The sequence below is a fragment of the Psychrobacter sp. ENNN9_III genome (assembly GCF_001462175.1).
Taxonomy (GTDB): domain Bacteria; phylum Pseudomonadota; class Gammaproteobacteria; order Pseudomonadales; family Moraxellaceae; genus Psychrobacter.
Genome location: NZ_LNUO01000127.1, coordinates 1 through 18,415, shown reverse-complemented (window position 1 = coordinate 18,415; position 18,415 = coordinate 1). Strand labels below are relative to the sequence as shown.

At 43.4% G+C, this 18,415-nt stretch carries 11 protein-coding genes and 1 pseudogene; 10 read left to right on the top strand and 2 right to left on the bottom strand.

Annotation, left to right across the window (positions count from 1 at the left end; translation table 11 throughout):
• The first annotated feature begins 299 nt into the window (after positions 1-299).
• The 7 genes from PENNN9_RS07735 to PENNN9_RS07705 all read left to right on the top strand — a co-directional run bounded on the left by PENNN9_RS07735 (position 300) and on the right by PENNN9_RS07705 (position 10,441).
• On the top strand, positions 300-1,940 hold the full coding sequence (locus PENNN9_RS07735) for a cardiolipin synthase (protein WP_058369121.1): 1,641 nt from the start codon (positions 300-302) through the stop codon (positions 1,938-1,940).
• Between the two features lie 78 nt (positions 1,941-2,018).
• A complete protein-coding gene (locus PENNN9_RS13100) occupies positions 2,019-3,356 on the top strand; it encodes a tetratricopeptide repeat protein (RefSeq protein ID WP_058369120.1) in 1,338 nt (445 codons plus the stop codon).
• 199 nt (positions 3,357-3,555) lie between these two features.
• Positions 3,556-5,157, top strand: coding sequence for a 3-deoxy-D-manno-octulosonic acid transferase (locus PENNN9_RS07725; RefSeq protein WP_227511761.1), 1,602 nt, complete (start codon positions 3,556-3,558; stop codon positions 5,155-5,157).
• Between the two features lie 38 nt (positions 5,158-5,195).
• Positions 5,196-5,939 carry a 16S rRNA (uracil(1498)-N(3))-methyltransferase gene (locus PENNN9_RS07720; RefSeq protein ID WP_058369119.1) on the top strand — a complete coding sequence of 248 codons (744 nt, stop codon included), beginning with the start codon at positions 5,196-5,198 and terminating at the stop codon, positions 5,937-5,939.
• A 197-nt stretch (positions 5,940-6,136) separates the two neighbouring features.
• Entirely contained in the window at positions 6,137-7,267 is a 1,131-nt protein-coding gene (locus PENNN9_RS07715; RefSeq protein ID WP_058369118.1) for a Fe(3+) ABC transporter substrate-binding protein, read from the top strand.
• A 56-nt stretch (positions 7,268-7,323) separates the two neighbouring features.
• Positions 7,324-8,994 (top strand): ABC transporter permease, encoded by a 1,671-nt coding sequence (locus tag PENNN9_RS07710; RefSeq protein ID WP_227511763.1) that lies wholly within the window; start codon positions 7,324-7,326, stop codon positions 8,992-8,994.
• A gap of 301 nt (positions 8,995-9,295) precedes the next feature.
• On the top strand, positions 9,296-10,441 hold the full coding sequence (locus PENNN9_RS07705; RefSeq protein ID WP_058369122.1) for an ABC transporter ATP-binding protein: 1,146 nt from the start codon (positions 9,296-9,298) through the stop codon (positions 10,439-10,441).
• Positions 10,442-10,531: 90 nt separating this feature from the next.
• Here the strand turns inward: PENNN9_RS07705 and PENNN9_RS07700 are convergent, their stop codons facing one another.
• A complete protein-coding gene (locus PENNN9_RS07700) occupies positions 10,532-11,395 on the bottom strand; it encodes a methyltransferase domain-containing protein (RefSeq protein WP_058369116.1) in 864 nt (287 codons plus the stop codon).
• 68 nt (positions 11,396-11,463) lie between these two features.
• The gene (locus tag PENNN9_RS07695) at positions 11,464-11,739 is read right to left on the bottom strand and encodes a hypothetical protein (protein WP_058369115.1); all 276 of its coding nucleotides are present in this window, start codon (positions 11,737-11,739) and stop codon (positions 11,464-11,466) included.
• A 354-nt stretch (positions 11,740-12,093) separates the two neighbouring features.
• Between PENNN9_RS07695 and PENNN9_RS07690 the strand changes: the two genes are divergently transcribed.
• The 3 genes and pseudogenes from PENNN9_RS07690 to rarD all read left to right on the top strand — a co-directional run bounded on the left by PENNN9_RS07690 (position 12,094) and on the right by rarD (position 18,237).
• Positions 12,094-13,836 (top strand): alpha/beta hydrolase family protein, encoded by a 1,743-nt coding sequence (locus tag PENNN9_RS07690; protein WP_058369114.1) that lies wholly within the window; start codon positions 12,094-12,096, stop codon positions 13,834-13,836.
• Positions 13,837-14,218: 382 nt separating this feature from the next.
• Positions 14,219-17,001: pseudogene (gene gyrA / locus PENNN9_RS07685) on the top strand (DNA gyrase subunit A).
• 165 nt (positions 17,002-17,166) lie between these two features.
• On the top strand, positions 17,167-18,237 hold the full coding sequence (gene rarD / locus PENNN9_RS07680; RefSeq protein WP_058369113.1) for an EamA family transporter RarD: 1,071 nt from the start codon (positions 17,167-17,169) through the stop codon (positions 18,235-18,237).
• The last annotated feature ends 178 nt before the right edge of the window (positions 18,238-18,415 follow it).

Sequence of the window (18,415 nt, the reverse complement as noted above, 5' to 3'; positions counted from 1 at the left end):
TAGATTTACATCTGCCTGTCAAATAGTATTTTATAAAAATTTCAAATAATTCAAAATAGATTGTAATCATGAGCTCTGGTAGCAGCAGTTTATAATAATAAGTGATTAAAACACCTTGAATAAATATATGTTAAGCAAAGGTTTTTATCATAGTACAACATGAAGATGATTTATTAAATTGCTCGTATTAAAAGTGGCTTGTTATCGTTATCCATTGTTTGATAATAAAAAACTACTATACTACTAAGCCATAGAGAGTAGTTATTAATACTTTATATTCATATTCTGTTCTGTGTAGAGTGAGGGAGGCGGTTATAGAATCTTTAGCGACTGAGCAGCACCTTGCATCGTGGTCTTGGGGTAACTTTGCAGGTTTAGGACTGTTGTTACACATCATACTAATGGTGGTTATGACGTTGCGTGTTGTTTCGGTACAGCGCAATATTGGAGTGGCTATTGCATGGATAGCCGTTCTATACATGCTACCAGTGTTTGGGTTTATAGCCTATGTTCTGGTCGGCGAACCGATGATTGGTCGTCGTTATCGCCAGCGTGTGGATCAAGCAAGTTTGCTAATGAACGACATGGCAGCACGTGAGCGGATGGTGTTCGATCAAGGACAAGATTTGTTGCCGATTAACTATCGGGGCGTGAGTCGTATCGGTACACGCTGGACAGGATTTGGCGTGTTCGCTGGTCATCGGATGCAACTGCTAACTTCATCTAGAGCGTTTTTCAATCACCTTATTAGTGATATCGATAATGCTAAGCGTACCATTCTCATAGAGTTTTATATTATTTATCCCAAAGGCCAAGTCTTAGAGGTGCTAGAGTCTCTAGCTGCTGCCGCCAAACGCGGAGTAGAGTGTCATATATTAATAGACAGTGTCGGTAGTTTCAGCTTTTTTAATAGCTCTGAGCATCGATCATTGGAGCGGGCAGGCGTGTTTGTACACCAGTCGCTACCAGTAGGGTTGTTTAAGACATTATTTAAACGCTCTGATTTGCGCAATCATCGTAAGATTGTGGTGATCGACGAGTATATCGGTTATACCGGTAGTTTTAATTTGGTGGATCCCAAGTTTTTTAAACAAGACAAAGGCGTTGGGCAGTGGGTTGATGTGATGATGCGCAGCGTTAGTCAGCAGCCAATTAGCATAGCTACGGCCATGGCCAAAGTTGTCATTACTGATATCGGCGCTGAAAATAATGACAATCTAGATGCGCTAGATAAGCGGGTAAATAGCTATACTCGTAAGTTGTATGTATTAAATCCAACCATCAACGATATTAACAGCCGCATACAGGTGCTCGTTGATGATTTGGATAATTATATACCTACCGTACCAGGGTCGAAGTCGATTGCGATACCGCAAATGCCTGTGGTTGATGATGTCGTCGCGCAGCTTATTCCTTCAGCGCCGCAAGTGACCGCTCATGTTATTTACAATACCTTAGTGACTATTATTCACCGCGCCAATAAGCGTATTCAAATTACGACGCCTTACTTTGTACCAGATGAAGCGCTGTCAGGAGCATTAGAAACAGCAGCAAAGCGCGGTGTCGATGTGACCTTGATTATCCCAGAAAAGGTAGATTCGTTTTTAGTGCAGCATGCGTCACAAGCGTATTATCAAGAGCTGCTTGAAGCTGGCGTAAAGATTGCATTATTCCAAGGTGGACTATTACATGCCAAGACGGTAGTCATCGATGATGATTATTGTCTGTTTGGTACAGTGAACATCGATATGCGTAGCTTTTATTTAAATATGGAGGTCAGTTTGGCTATTTATACACCTGAGATGGTTGCTCAAGTCGCTGACTGCCAAGATACTTATTTGCAAAGCTGCCGATTTTTAAGTCTAAAAGAGTGGCAGCAGCGCCGCGGTTCCGAGCGTTTATTTGACAATGTAGTACGTCTGTTTAGTCCTCTATTGTAGCCGCTATTATCTTTGTATAACTGATACTTAATCTAGTAATGCCATTTGTGATTTTTATTAAAAGGATATGCCTACTCCATGCTTGCTACGTCAGATGCTACTTTAGCTAAGATCCCTAAAACGTCACTTGATCATATGGCAGAAGGCTACTGGCAAGATTTTATAGCAGATCGTCCTATTGCAGGTGGTATCGCTTATGAGGAGCAGTTGCATGAGTGTCAATTGGATGAATCGCTCGCCAGCTTACAGCGAGTAGATACGCTGATTTTACAGATACGCCGCGATCTTTCAAAGACAAAAGATCAATCTGAAGGCTTAAATGAGGTTGCACTGCTGACTGATGAGCGTTATCGCAACTTATTACTGTTTATGGCATTTTATGCAGGGCGAGTGCTGGCGCACCAGTGGCAAAGCGAACCACATTGGTATGGACAGTTTGAGCTAAAAAAGCGTTTTGACACGCTACCGTTGATTGCAGATGATTTTTATCAATCCATGGCTGTGGTGTACGAAGACCATTCTGATAATAACGCTAATATATTCTTTGCATTGGAGCCGATAGGGCTACGTTTGTTTGGTCATATTGATCGGCAGTTTCAGGCGGTACAAGGTGGGCAAATTGCTAGCGGACTTTATCAAGCGGTAAACGCGCGTTTACCACAAGCCAATAATATCGCTAGCAAGACGCTAGATAAGGCGCCCTTAGAGCGCTATTCTAAACCGTTAGATATTGGACAAGTAGCGACTCTTAAAGACAAAACCTCTGAGCATCATCAACACAAAGCTCAAGAGGTTAAGCCTCTAGCACAAGCCAAAACGCCTGAAATATTTACTCAGTTGCTTATAGAGTTAGATAAGATCGAAGTGCCACAAGCTACGGGCCACGATGACTATTTGCAAGCGTGCAAAATACTGGATCAATTCGAGCGTCATATTGATCGGCAAAATAAGCCGCGTGACCAAGTAAAGTTTTCAAAGCGGCATCAGGTAGCACGGCAGCAAGCCTTAACACGACTGCAAAATTCTGCTGAATCTGGTAATACAACTGCGATGCTACGATTGGCTATGTACGAGTTACTCAATGAGGGGCAAATAGCCGATGCAGAAGCCAGTAAAGTAGTAGGGACAGACTGGGTCAAACAAGCGGCAAACAAGAAAGATGTCCGTGCTCAGCGTTTACTTAGTAAAATGTACTATCAAGGTATCGGCGTGCCGCAAGAGGTGAGTAGCGGTCAGTATTGGTTAGAGGAAGCGGCTAAAAATGGCCATAAAGAAGCAGCAGATCTGGTGGCTAAGTGGCAACAAGCTCAAACATTAATCACATCGCAAAAACAAGAGCAGCATAGTATTAAGCGTTATCAAGTATTGCTAGGAGTAGTGGTACTTGGTGCAATATTGCTCATTGTATTTGTATAATAATCAAGCACTCACTGATCGTGTTGTAAGGTTTTAGACTGGCTATTTAACGATGTCATGAGACAATAATTAGTAGACCATACGATTTTCTGCGCACTTAGTCACTAAGTTGTATGGCTTTTTTATGATTTACGGTAGAATTTATCAACGGTTGACTGTCTAACTTGTCATTTTATCTATCACAAAACTGGGCTTTTCCATGCCATCACCTTCTGTACCGCCTTCTACTGAGTCTGAGCCATCAGCAGCTCAAAAAGATTTTGATAACGATACGCTGGACAATCATACGCTAGATAACTATGCGTTAAGTAGTGCTGCGCCAATCAAACGCACTACTCGTATGCCACCTTGGTATTATCAGCTTGCTATCACGCTACTAAAGCCATTGTATCGCATGCAGGTTTGGCGTCGTTCGCGCAGTCGTGACAATTATCAACAAGAAGTTGCGCAGCGCTTTGGCAAGCAGTATCCACCGCGTCCGGTAACGAGCGATACTCGTAATGATAAAACAATTTGGTGTCATGCCGTCTCGCTAGGGGAGACCAATACAGTCGCGCCCTTGCTCGACGCTCTATTGGCACAAGGCTATAATATATGGCTAACCAACACCACACAGACGGGTCACGCGCGCGGTGCCAGTCGTTTCGCGGAGGAGATTGCTCAAGGTCGGATGAGTCACAGCTATGTACCAGTAGATACGCCCGCCGTTATCGAGACATTTTTGGCGCATGTACAGCCTGTCGCTGCGTTGTTTGTCGAAACTGAATTGTGGGCAAACATTTTAGCCACTTTATCGCAAAAAGACATTCCTAGCATTCTGGTAAATGGGCGACTATCGGCAGCATCTTTTACCCGCTATCAAAAAATAAGTGCCGTAAGTGCTAGCATGATGCAAAACCTCAGTTTAATCATCGCGCAAGATAGTGACTCTGCTAAACGCTTCCGGCAGTTGGGAGCAGATAGTGCGCAGATACGCGTTGCAGGCTCACTTAAATGGGTCATCAATACGCCTAAAACTACCAATTCCAAAAACGTCACTGATTCCAGACTAGCAACTGATAAGGTCGAAGAAGATGGTGCTAATAATAAACTGTCGAATCTGTCTGATTTGCAGTTTATAGACCGTCCAGTTTGGATAGCGGCGAGCACTCATAGCGGTGAAGAAAGTATGGCGTTAGCGCTGCACCAGCAGCTATTAGATATAGCGGAGCTGTCTACGACCCTACTTATCATCGTACCCAGACATCCTGAGCGCTTTGATGAGGTGGCAGAGCTCATTAGCGAAACAGGTTTGCAAATGGCAAGGCGTAGTCAGGACGAAGACATCACTACAAAAACGCAGGTTTATCTGGCTGATAGTATGGGTGAGCTGATGCGATGGTATGCACAAGCAGATGTAGCGCTTGTTGGTGGTTCTATCGTTGACATCGGCGGCCATAATCCTGTGGAGCCTATGAGTGTGGGCACGCCAGTACTTATGGGGCAGTATACTCAATCATGTCAAAGCGTCGTAGATAAGCTGGCAAGCGCTGGTGCTTTATATCAACCAAACAATCATTTTTATCAAGCAATCGACAGTGACGAGCATCTAATAAACGACTCTAAAAGCGATGATGAGATGATATATCAACAGCTACAGTTTTGGCTGGGTCATTTAGAGACTGCCAAACGAGCGGGACAGGCAGGTAAGCAGATGACCATTCAGGAGCAGGCAGTATTACCCCGTCAGCTAGCGATGATAGAAGAGACAATTGAAAAGTTTTCTAGCGTGTATCCTCAGGCCGACCAGCCATATCTCTAATCGTCGTTCACTCTTATTTTTATTAAGCGATCTGCTCTATGAATTGTATTTTGTTGCCTGCATCTGATATTGCACCGCCTTATGCACAGATTAACTCGCCTGTACAAATCGAACACATCAATAAGGTATTAAAGCTACAAGTTGGTGCGACGCTCAAAATCGGTCAGCTTGGTGGCAATCTTGGTACAGCAGTTATTGACGATATGTCACCTAGTAACATACAGCTACGTGAGGTACAGCTCGATACTCCGTCACCAGCCAAATTAGAGGTTACTGTGATTTTGGCATTGCCACGGCCTAAAGTACTACGGCGCTTGATCATGGACATGACCGCATTGGGTGTTTGTCATATTATTCTGATTAATAGTTACCGTACCCAAAAGAGCTATTGGCAAAGTCCGCTACTGATGCGGCTTGATGAATTTGTATTAGAAGGTCTGCAGCAAGGGGTCGATACGATAGCGCCGCGCATTTCTTTACAAAAACGTTTTAAACCGTTCGTCGAAGATCAGCTGCCCAGTCTGATTACTCATGACGCTATAATCGCTCATCCTTATAGCGATTTGGCCTTTTCGCAATATCTACAACAACTGCCTGTAGAGTCTATATCTTCTGCAAGAGTTCAGCGGCCAGATGTGGTTTGCATCGGAGCTGAAGGGGGCTGGGTTGATTATGAGATTGAACTGCTATGTAAGCAGGGATGCAAAGCAGTAAATATAGGCCCTCGAATCTTACGCACAGAAGCTGCTGTAAACGTGATTTTGGGTCAATGGCTAATATAAAATGAATAGAATAAAACTCTCTATAAACTGTACTTTTTGGGGGCAGAACCAGTCGAAATAATGTATTGATAATTAATCTCATTTCTATTAGTATATTGTTTCTGGTTTTTATCATTGTTTTAGCAGTATAAACGCCTACCTAATTGCTCATCATCTAAACTATCTCACTTATCTTTTATACTATTATGGAGAAGACCATGTCATCGAACGCGGTTGCTGAACGTCTGTCGCTAACTCGCCCTGTTAAGGCTACTTTATCTGTTGCTGTCTTTGGCATGATGATGGGTCTAGTGGGTTGTAATAACGCATCTACTCCAGCTGAAGACGCAGAGACGCAAACGCCGACAACTGAAGAGGCCACTAGTGATAGTACCGTAGCGACTTCAGGTGATGATCAAGTGGTGACGATTTATTCGTCACGTAATGAGCAGCTTATTAAGCCATTGTTAGACAAGTATACCGAAGAGACAGGCGTAAAAATCGAGCTGGTTACTGACAAGACGGGTCCATTAATGGCACGCTTACAAGCTGAAGGTCAAAACACACCGGCCGATATGTTATTGACGGTCGATGCTGGGAACTTATGGCAAGCAGCACAGCAAGGATTATTGCAGCCAGTCGCTTCTACGGTACTTGAAAGTAATGTTCCTGCTAAATACCGAGATCCAAAAGGTCAGTGGACAGGTCTGTCGCTACGTGCACGCACGATATTTTATGATCCAAGCAAAGTCAATGCTGATGAGTTATCGACGTATGCAGATTTGGCTGATCCAAAGTGGAAAGGTAAACTGTGCTTGCGTACCTCTAAAAAGGTCTATAACCAATCGCTTGTCGCTAGTATGATGGAGCATTTGGGCGAAGAAAAGACAGAAGAGGTTATTCGTGGATGGGTCGATAATCTAGCGACTGACGTATTTAGTGATGATACCAGTATGTTAGAAGCCATCGCTGCGGGTCAATGTGAAGTTGGTATTGCTAACAGTTATTACTATGGCCGTATACTTGATGAAAAGCCTGACTTCCCTGTCGAGATATTTTGGGCAAACCAAGGTACAACAGGCACACATGTAAACATCTCTGGCGCTGGCGTGACCACCAATTCAGACAATCCAGATGGTGCGCTTAAACTAATAGAATGGTTGTCTTCTGATGAAGCGCAAGGTATTTATGCCAGCTCTGACAAAGAGTACCCAGTAAAAGAAGGCGTTGATGAGTCAGACATGCTCAGATCTTGGGGCACGTTCAAACAAGACGATATCAATGTGCAAAAATTTGGCGAACTACAGACACAAGCAATCCAGATGATGGACAAAGCAGGTTATAAATAATCTGTTGCTAGGTTTAGTTTATACGCGTCTGACAGGGTAATATCTATATTATGACAATGACAAAAGCGTCTGCTAGTGAAGACAGTACTGTCAAAGATAGCCCTGCCAGTGTTACTCGTATTGTTCGTCAAGAGCGTATAGTCGGTAAGCGTGTTATTTCAAAATCAGTCTTAGGGCTGATTTCGTCGTTTATGCTCATCCCAATTTTAATTGTCCTTTTTGCTTGGACGCAGCCAGTTGCAGACATCTGGTCACATATGACAGATTATGTGCTACCGCAAGTCCTCAAAAATACGGCCATCTTACTGCTTATGGTGACCGTTATTGCTGGCAGTATTGGTACGACGTTGGCATGGATAACTAGCATGTACCGCTTTCCAGGACAGCGGTTTTTTTCGTGGGCGCTAATGTTGCCATTAGCCATGCCAGCTTATGTGCTAGCGTTTGTGACAGTGGGAATAGTTGATTTTAGTGGACCGTTACAGACGGGACTACGGGATTTGGGCATCAGCACTGTGATACCTTCAGTACGTAATGTTTGGGGTGCTGGGCTAATATTGTCATTGGCCTTTTATCCTTATGTGTATTTGCTGGCAAGGCAAGCGTTTTTATCTCAAGGTCGGCGTGCGATAGAAGCAGGTCAGATGCTGGGGCTTAGCCGCAGTCGAGTGTTGTTTCGCTTGGCTCTACCGCAAGCGCTGCCTTGGATTATCGGTGGGCTGTTGTTAGCGACCATGGAGACTTTGGCAGATTTTGGTGCCGTTTCGGTATTTAACGTCGATACCTTTACCACGGCTATTTATAAAGCTTGGTTTGGGTTTTTTAGTTTAACCACGGCAGCGCAATTGGCCGCTTTATTGATCGGTGTGGTATTTATTGTGGTATTGTTTGAGCAGTATTGGCAAGCAAGGCGTGGTAATGCAGTCACCCAAGGGAGCAATCGCCGCTTAGAGGCCAGTACACCTGCAAAGCTTACAATGACGCTGCTGTGTACGCTCATATTTTCAGTAGCCTTTCTCATACCGTTTTTACAACTGTCCTATTGGACAGCGACGAATTTTCGTCATGATTTCGATGCACGTTACATTGATTTTGTCACCAATAGTTTGATGATTGCCAGTATGACGACGCTACTTATTGCTTTGCTTGCTATCATCGTTGCATGGATTAAGCGTCAGTATTCTGACAAAACAACGAAGCTGATGACCACTTTAGCCAATTTAGGTTATGTCGTGCCAGGCACAGTACTAGCTGTAGGGGTTTTTATTCCGATTGCTTGGGTTGATAATCAACTGATCGCTATCGGAGTTACCTCAAAGCAAGTGCTATCAGGAAGTGTTATTGTCATGCTACTTGCGCTCTCAACCCGCTTTATGACGGTCAGTTTCCAGCCTATCGACCGTCAGCTACAGCGTTTGACGGTCAATCAAGAGGCGGCTGCAAAGCTGCTCAGTGATAGTCCATTACAGCGCTGGCGTCAGGTGGTATTGCCGATACTCAAACCAGGCATGTTGACCGCTTTGTTAATGGGTTTTGTAGAAGTCATGAAAGAGATGCCGATTACGCTTATGACGCGCCGACAGGGCTGGGATACGCTGGCAGTACGTGTGTTTGAGATGACTAGTGAGGGGATGTGGGCAAGGGCTGCGTTACCAAGCTTACTTATCGTACTTGTCGGACTGATTCCAGTATGGATATTGCTACGTCAAAGTGACAAAAATAGCTAGCGTAGTCATAGTACGTGAAATCTACTATATCGTCATTCTGATTTAACGTACTATGTCTTGTAGCGTACTATATATAGCTATGTTCAATTGACATTCATCATTACTTTTATCGTATTACTTATTTTATCTCTATCGCTCATTGGTAACATCTATGCATACCGACCTGATCAAAGACTCAGCAGACCGAACAGATCACTCCAAACCAAAATTTACTGGCAAAAAAGTCATGCCTACCAATACTCGGCAAGCTTCTACCTGTGCAGTTATTACGCCGCAGTCCAAGCAGCATGAATCGATAGAGATGCATGATAAGCCTTATCTTAGTGTGAGAGGCTTAGTTGTCGGTTATGATAATACCACTGTCGTTGATAAAATGTCTTTAACGCTGCAGCAAGGTGAGATTGGTTGCTTCTTGGGCTATAGTGGCTGCGGTAAAACCACAGCGTTACGTGCCATCGCTGGGTTAGAGCCTACGCGCCAAGGCTTTATTAGCTTAAATGGTCAGAGGCTAACAGAACAGACAGCACGTACATCTTTTGCCGTTGCACCAGCTAAGCGCGGCATGGGAATGGTGTTTCAAGACTATGCATTGTTTGGGCACCTAAGTGTGGCAAAAAATATTGCTTTTGGTCTGAACAGTTGGTCAGCCGCTGACAAAAAAGCACGCGTGACTGAGATGTTAGATCTGGTTGAGTTAAATGAGCATGCCAACAAGCGTCCAAGTGAGCTTTCAGGTGGTCAGCAGCAGCGAGTTGCTCTAGCACGTGCCTTAGCGCCCAAGCCCCAATTATTGTTACTTGATGAGCCATTTTCAAATCTTGATGTAGTACTGCGCGAATCACTGGCGATGAATGTACGTGATATTCTTAAACGTACCAACACCACAGCGATACTGGTAACTCATGATCAAAACGAAGCCTTTGCGATTGCAGACAAAGTAGGGGTGATGCACAGAGGTAAGCTGGTACAGTGGGCCACGCCAAGTGAGCTATACCATGAGCCAATCAGTCCATTTGTTGCTGAGTTTGTTGGTGAAGGAGCCATGATAGATGGCATCATTAAAGAGGGACATGTCGAGACCGCGCTTGGTGATATCTATCGGCGTATGGAGGTCTATGATGAACTGGGGCAGCCGCAGTATTGCGAGTATGACTATCCTAATGGCACGCCGATCAAAGTATTGGTGCGTCCTGATGATATCATTCACGATGATGACAGTACGCAGACGGCATTAGTCGTTGGACGTGTGTTTCGCGGTGCCAACTATCTATATCGTTTGCAACTCGATGATGGGCAGACGGTTTTATCCTTAGTCGCAAGTCATCATAACCATGAGATTGGGTCGCATATTGGCATACTACCTTTGTTAGAGCATGTGGTCGTGTTTGATGAAAAAGAGATCAATGCTACTACTTGGTCAGAATATGATAGGTCATTTATAGATTAAGAAATAAGAGCATAATCGATACTGATCAATATTCCAATGAAACAATATTTTCAATGCGATAAGAGAGCTACAACAAAACGGCTATTAAAATTAAGTTTTGCGAGTCGCCATTATATGCAAATAACGACCGAGCCATTTATAAGGCTCTTGTTGTGAGTAGCGTAGCTCCATTCTAATGACTGCGTCAGGGTCGTTATGTCCGCCACGCTTTAATGGTGCATAGTCATGAAACACGCGCAGACCACTCTCTGATATGATTTGATACTCATGTTGTTGTAACCATGAAGCTACTTCCTGCTTGGCAACAGGATAATTGGGCGTCAAACTTTTGTTATTGTCCGCTTGATAGTCAGCCTTATCAAGTAAGGTGTCAAGCAAATTAAAATTACCCATGATCAAGTTTCGGTAGTCAAAGCTTGCTGGATTATAAAAACATAATGACAAGACGCCATCAGTCGCCAGCTGCTGATCAAAGAAATCCATCACTGCTCTTGGGTCTGCAAGCCACTCAAGTAGCGCATGACACAGTATGACATCAAATTTATCTGTAGAGTCTGTCGTTAGTTTATCTGACCCTAGTTTAGCTTCAAGCGCCTGATAGGGACAGACACACCATGTTATATCGAGGTTTTTACCAGTCTGTTCTGCATTTGCTCTGGCTTTGTCGATCATGTTAGCAGATATGTCATTGATGACGACTGTATGACCTTGAATAGCAAGTTCTGTTGCAATCTGGGCAAGCCCAGCGCCTACATCTAAAATACGCAATGGTCGTCCCAGCTTTTGACTCAGCTGTTCGACATAACCAAAGATGTCACGGCGTAAGACAGCCAGACGGATATCACCCTTTAAACCACCATACACCTTTTTTTCAAAATGATCGGCAATCGCATCGAAGCTGCGGTCGGTACGTTCATCGTTTAGTGCTGTCAATTGATTGTCATCATTTATCATTACTTTTGAGTCTGCTATTTATTGATGTAGAAGGTGATGTTTTATGGATATATCAATCGTTAATGGCTTTATCGTCGTCTATTAATCACCCATTTGAATACCAGTTTTGCTAAGGTGATAATGACAAACACCACGACAATAAACACCCAAATACCATTGCCTTGTAAGTTGTCTTGGTAGGCTTGTGCTAAGTAACCAGATAATACCATCGCAATCAGTAATGAGCCCCAGCGCACAAAGGGTAGCGCACGATAATGATGGTTTGGAAAGCTGACAGCATAGTCACTAGAAAAACTGTACAGTATCATAGCCAAAATCCAGACAATAACAAGGATGATATCCATAACAATAAATGCCTATTTTATAAGGATTAATAAGAAAGATTATAACAAGGACTTATAATATAAAGGGGTAGTGTAACGAGTAGAAATTTTTTGTCTACCATAACCTTAATTTTCATGTCGTCAGCGTCACATTCTAGTCTGTATGCACGCATCAGATATGGGCAATTAACAAATAATTGTGTGACAGCAGATTACATGGTTTTAAGTAGCTTTTCATCACCGTTTACGGTATAAACAATAAGGTATAAGAGATAACAATAGTTATGTTATCTTTATATAAAGTAGGTTTTGGTCAACTGCCAAGGACGTGGACGTCTGACAATTTTCGCTTTATCACTGCTAAGGATAGCAATTATGTCTAAATTTGAATCCAATCATAATAAAGATAGCAAGATCGCTCCAGTCACTTCTATGGGTGTTCAGCAAACAAACTCTATTAGTATCTCAACAAAATCATCCAAACCAACTATGGTGAGATGCATGCTATCAGTCGCCGTAGCAAGTAGCTTATTATTAATGGCCGGTTGCGGAGACGATGACACCACGATCACCACTGAGTATATTACATCCGTTCAGACTATTAACACATTTAATAAAGCACAGATAGATGGTGGTTTTGGTCTAAAGAACACTGCAACACCTGCTGCAAAGTGTGACATCAAAATAGAAAAAGTCAGCTATCCGACAGTGGGAGCTGCAGGCGAGCGTACCAATGCAACAGCGGCGCTAATGTTGCCAAGTGGTGATAGTGCCGACTGTCAAGGCGATCGACCTGTATTGCTCTATGCTCATGGCACCACTACTGAAAAAACCTATGATTTTAGTCAAGTAGGTAATCCGCAAAATCCGGCAGGATCAGAGGCAACCCTTATAGCAGCAAATTTTGCGGCGCAAGGTTATATCGTGGTCGCGCCCAACTATGCTGGCTATGATGATTCTGAGCTTGATTATCATCCTTACCTAGTTGCAGATCAACAGTCGACTGATATGGTTGATGCCCTAGATAGCGCGCGTGTGATAATCAAAAAGCAGCAGCGTAGCAATGATACTAAGTACACCAATATCGACGACTCTGGCGAACTGTTTATTAGTGGTTATTCGCAAGGTGGCTATGTGGCCATGGCCGCAGCAAGGCTATTGGAGCAACAAGGCAAATCTGTAACAGCGATAGCGCCATCATCAGGACCTTACGCTTTGGCAGCTTTTGGCGATACTATATTTTCAGGCAACGTCAATATCGGCGCGACTCGGTTTGCACCGCTACTGGCAACAGGACTACAAAAGAAGTATAAAAACATCTATCAAAATAGCACAGATATCTTTACGACAAACTATTCAAACACTCAGCTACCAAGCTTATTGAGCTTTGGAGAGCTGGTCGCGGCTAACAAGCTGCCAGATAACGCATTGTTTGAGGATAATCCCGAAAACAACCCTACACTTGATATGTTACGGCCACCGACTGTCCCGTTTGCGTTCTTAGGATTTGCCGATGATAACTATCTTATCAAAACGGATTTTCGCACCACTTATGTAGCCGATGCGCTACAAAACCCTGATAGCCTGATAGCTAAAACGGGTGTACTTCCAGCAGACAGTCCACAAAACAACTTACGTAAAGCCCTAAAAGCTAATGATCTACGCGGTTATATTCCCAAAATACCAACGCTAATATGCGGTGGTAATCAAGATCCAACCGTATACTATGACCTAAATACAGGCTCTATGTCGGCGATACTGCAACAAGCGAGTATGAGTCCTGCCGCCAGTCTAAACATTACTGTATTAGATGTGGACGCAACCAATGACGATGATCGCGATCAAAACACAGTGTTATCGATCGGCAGTGCTGCTATGAGCAACGCTTGGATGAATACAGATACAATCGATAATATCCAAAATAGATTTGCCACGACTTTGACGGCAGTTCAGAATCAAGCTATTGCAGATGCGCAGTCAGCAGGAGTCACCGACCCAGAGTTACTAGCACAAGCAGCAAGTGCTGCGGTACTAGCCAGCTATCATGGCGGATTAGCCAGTGCCTCTTGTACTCAAGCTGCGCGTGAGTTCTTTGAGCAAAACTTTAGACAATCATAATAGGACGCACGTAATAGATTTGTTCACACGTAGACGATGAATAAACGATGATAAAAAACGCATAAAAACTGCATCTACTTAGGTGTGGTTTTTTTGTTTTATCGTTAAAAAACAAATACTATTATGAACGCTCAAACGGCATTTTTACTAGATTTTAATGACCGTGAAATACCCCTAAATCAGCAAATTTGTGCTAAAATAGCTTCTTTTATTAAACCTTAAAACTATCACCGTTTTCCTACTATTTTGCACGCCTGATGGTGCTTTTTATAGTCTGCCTGTTGTTAATATTGACGCTTTTATGCGCCTTTATTTTTGTATGATTATGAGTGTCTTCAACTGTGTTAAATGCTAGAAAAAGAATGTGAGTGAAGGAGTGTATATGAGCGACTCGATCAGTCCTATTGCCATCGTGGATGAATTAAAGCAATCCTATTTGGATTATGCGATGAGCGTGATCGTCTCGCGCGCGCTGCCTGATGTGCGTGATGGGTTCAAACCAGTACACCGCCGCGTGATGTACGCCATGCACGTACTGTCTAATGATTATAATAAGCCTTATAAGAAGTCAGCGCGTGTGGTCGGTGACGTCATTGGTAAATATCACCCACACGGTGATAGTGCGGTTTATGATGCGATTGTACGTATGGCGCAGGATTTTAGCTTGCGTTATCCAATGGTTGATGGCCAAGGTAACTTTGGTTCAATCGATGATGATCCTCCGGCCGCTATGCGTTATACCGAAGTACGTATGACCAAGCTTACCCATCAGATGCTTGCTGATTTGGATAAGGACACAGTTGATTGGGAAGATAACTACGATGGCTCTGAGCGCATGCCAAGCGTCTTGCCTGCGCGTGTTCCTAACTTGCTCGTTAATGGTGCGACAGGTATTGCGGTTGGCATGGCAACCAACATGGCACCGCACAATTTAACTGAAGTCATCAATGCATGCTTGGTTTATGCAGATAACCCACAAGTCTCAGCTGAAGAATTGATGACGCATATCTCAGGTCCTGACTTTCCTACAGGTGGTATTATCTACGGCCGTGCAGGCATTTTAGATGCTTATCGTACGGGTAAAGGCCGTCTGCATGTACGCGGTCGTTATATCATCGAGCCAATGAGCGATACAGGTGTTAACCGTGACCGTGAACGCATTGTGTTTACCGAAGTTCCTTATCAGACTAATAAAGCAAAACTTATTGAACGTATTGCAGAGCTTGTCCGTGACAAAAAAATAGAGGGCATAAAAAAATAGAGGGCATTACTGAGATACGTGACGAGTCTGATAAAGAAGGTATGCGTATTGCTATTGATTTGCGCCGCGGTGAGACTGCTGAAGTTATCGTAAATAACTTGTTTTTACAAACGCCGCTGGAATCAAGCTTTAGTATCAACATGGTGGCACTTGACAATGGTCAGCCAAAATTACTGACCTTGCGTCAGCTGATTGCTGCTTTTGTACGCCATCGTCAAGAAGTGGTGACACGTCGTACGATTTATGAGCTAAATAAAGCCCGCGTACGAGGTCATTTACTCGAAGGTCTAACCGTTGCACTAGCGAATATTGATGAGATCATTGCCGCTATTAAAGCGTCTGCAAACCGTGGTATGGCACGTGAAAGCTTACTCAATAAAACGTGGGGCTCAGGCAGTGTCGTTGCGATGCTAACTGCTGCTGGTAGTCAGTCAGTACGACCAGAGTTTATTGAGGGTGAAGATCCAAAAGCGCCGTTTGGTTTAATCGAAGAGCAGAGTCAAGGTGAGCAGCATTATCGTTTATCACTTGAACAGGTCAATGCAATTCTAGATATGCAGTTGCATCGTCTGACAGGTCTTGAGCAAGACAAACTGACCGAAGAATATCAAGATCTATTACGTGAAATCGCACACTTAGAGTCTATCCTTGGCGACTTTGATAAGCTGATGACCATCATCTCCAATGAGCTAATTGAAATCCGAGATAACTTTGGTGATGAGCGTCGTACTGATATCATCGACTCACGTACTGATTTTAACCGTGAAGATCTTATTCCTGAACAGACCGTCGTCATGACTGTGTCACGCACAGGCTACGCTAAGACTCAGCCGATTGATGATTATGTCGCGCAAAAGCGCGGCGGCAAAGGTAAGTCTGCAACCGCGATGAAAGAAGATGATGTGATTGATCATTTAGTCGTGACCTCGACGCATGCAACCGTACTGTGCTTTACTGATACTGGACGTGTCTTTAGTTTACGGGGTTTTGAAGTACCTATTGCTAGTCGTGGCTCTCGTGGTCGTCCTCTGGTCAATCTGATCGGTCTAAACGGTGATGAAACGGTGACGACTATTTTACCAATACCGCAAACCACGTCCGAGGTAACTGGCCATTTTGTATTCTTTGCCACAGCCAATGGGACAGTGAAACGGGTAGAGCTTGAGCAGTTTGCTAGCATTCGCTCTAATGGTCTGATTGCAGTTGGTTTAGATGACGGTGACAAATTAGTAAGCGCGCGCATTACTAATGGTAGCCAAGAGGTCATGCTGTTTGCCTCAAGTGGTAAAGCCATCCGTTTTGATGAAAACGATGCACGTTCGATGGGCCGTACAGCAAAAGGTGTCCGCGGTATGCGTCTCGCTGATGATGAGTTTATCAAGTCGTTAGTTGTCATTGAAGATGACGTACGTGAGATTCTAATCGCTTGTGAAAATGGCTTTGGTAAGCGTACCTTTATTGATGAATTTAATACTCAAAATCGCGGCGGCGGCGGTGTTATCGCCATCAAGACCAGTCAGCGTAATGGCGCTTTAGTACGTGCTACCAAGGTTGAGCCTGAAGATGATATTATCCTAATCTCAGACAAAGGTACGCTTGTACGTACGCCAGTAGAACATGTTGCAAGTGCGGGCCGTAATACCCAAGGTGTGACGCTTATTCGGTTATCTAAAGATGAAAAACTGGTGGCAATGGCACGCGTTGAGCACGAAGAGAGTGACAATGAGCTGATTGATGCAATGAAACAAGATGGAACGTTTGAGTCAGAGGAGCAAGTGGATACAAGTAGTACAACTGATGATACAGCGAATACTGACATAAGCGAGTCTATTGACATTGCAAATGACCATACATTGGGTGACAGTACAGCAAATGATAGCAATGACGTTATCGATGAAGAATAAGTGGAACGAATGAATGTCTAGTTGAATAGCTTTTTGGTTTAGTTCTTTGTAACTTTTCTACAAAAAAGCCTCTGACGTTATCGTTGGAGGCTTTTGTTTGTTTTTATATATTCTAAGTTTTCTATCAATCATGCCCATAAAGTTCTATTTTTTAAGGCTACTGTTATGCTTACGACCAATCAAACTTTTCAGGGAACCGTTGCATCGGTAATATCAAGTTTTTTATTTGCATTTATGTTCTTGTTTGGGTTGTTTATGATGCCCTTATCAGGTACACAGGTAGCATCATGGCGTGTACTAATGATGCTATTGAGTCTGGTATTATTGGTCAGTTTTACCAAGCAGTGGCAGCACGTTTTTGATTATCTAAAAACTTTAAAGACCCCGAAAGATTGGTTGTTATTCATACTACCAACACCAATACTCGGTGGGCAGATTTGGCTATTTATGTGGGGACCTGTCAACGGTTATGGTCTTGATGTAACTTTGGGTTATTTTCTATTGCCACTCATTATGATAGTAATTGGGCGTTTTTTTTATCATGAACGTATGAGTATCCTACAATGGGTGGCAGCGCTATGTGCAGCGATGGGGGTTGGTTATGATATATTTCAATACGGCTCAATATCATGGGTGACCTTGTTTGCATGTTTGGGTTATCCGCCATATTATCTACTACGGCGTAAACTGGCAGTACCGCCCGTCACTGGCTTATTGTCTGATCTTGCTTTATTAACGCCTGTTGTATTAATTATGCTTTATGTCAGCGGTGGTTTTAGCGTTGCGATACAGACCAGTAAATTTTGGTATCTGTTACCGTTGCTTGGCGCTTTTAGTGCGCTTGCAATGTCGCTCTCTATGGTTGCTAGTAGTAAACTGCCTGTCTCATTATTTGGCGCGCTAAGCTATCTTGAGCCTATGCTGTTGTTTGTATTTTCTATTACGATATTGGGTCAAAGTCTTCATGAAGGCGGCTCTTTATTTATGTATGGTATGATTACTTTGGCGTTAATTTTTATGATTATGGAAAGTGGCTTGGGTTACGTAACGCGGCGCCGTGACAATCGACTCCATGGCTACAATGAACCACAAGTGGGCGGCTTTCCTCCACGTCGCCGTCTGATAGATCGCCGCATAGATGGTGTGCTAAAAGCCCATCGTTTTCGCAGAATTAGAAAGTATCAAAGTAAAATAGATAAAATGCAGCGAAAAATAGAGCGGTTAGATGCAAAGTAAGCAGTTCTTAAGAATCAGAATTGACGGGTCAGTTGAGTAGATATATTGCTTATATAGCTTGACTTTGACATAATATCGTCATGACGTAAGTAAGATAAAGTTAAAGTATTTGTCTTAGTATGGTACGACAATAGTATTGTACGATAATCCTATAAACAAAAGCCTCCGACGTAAGACG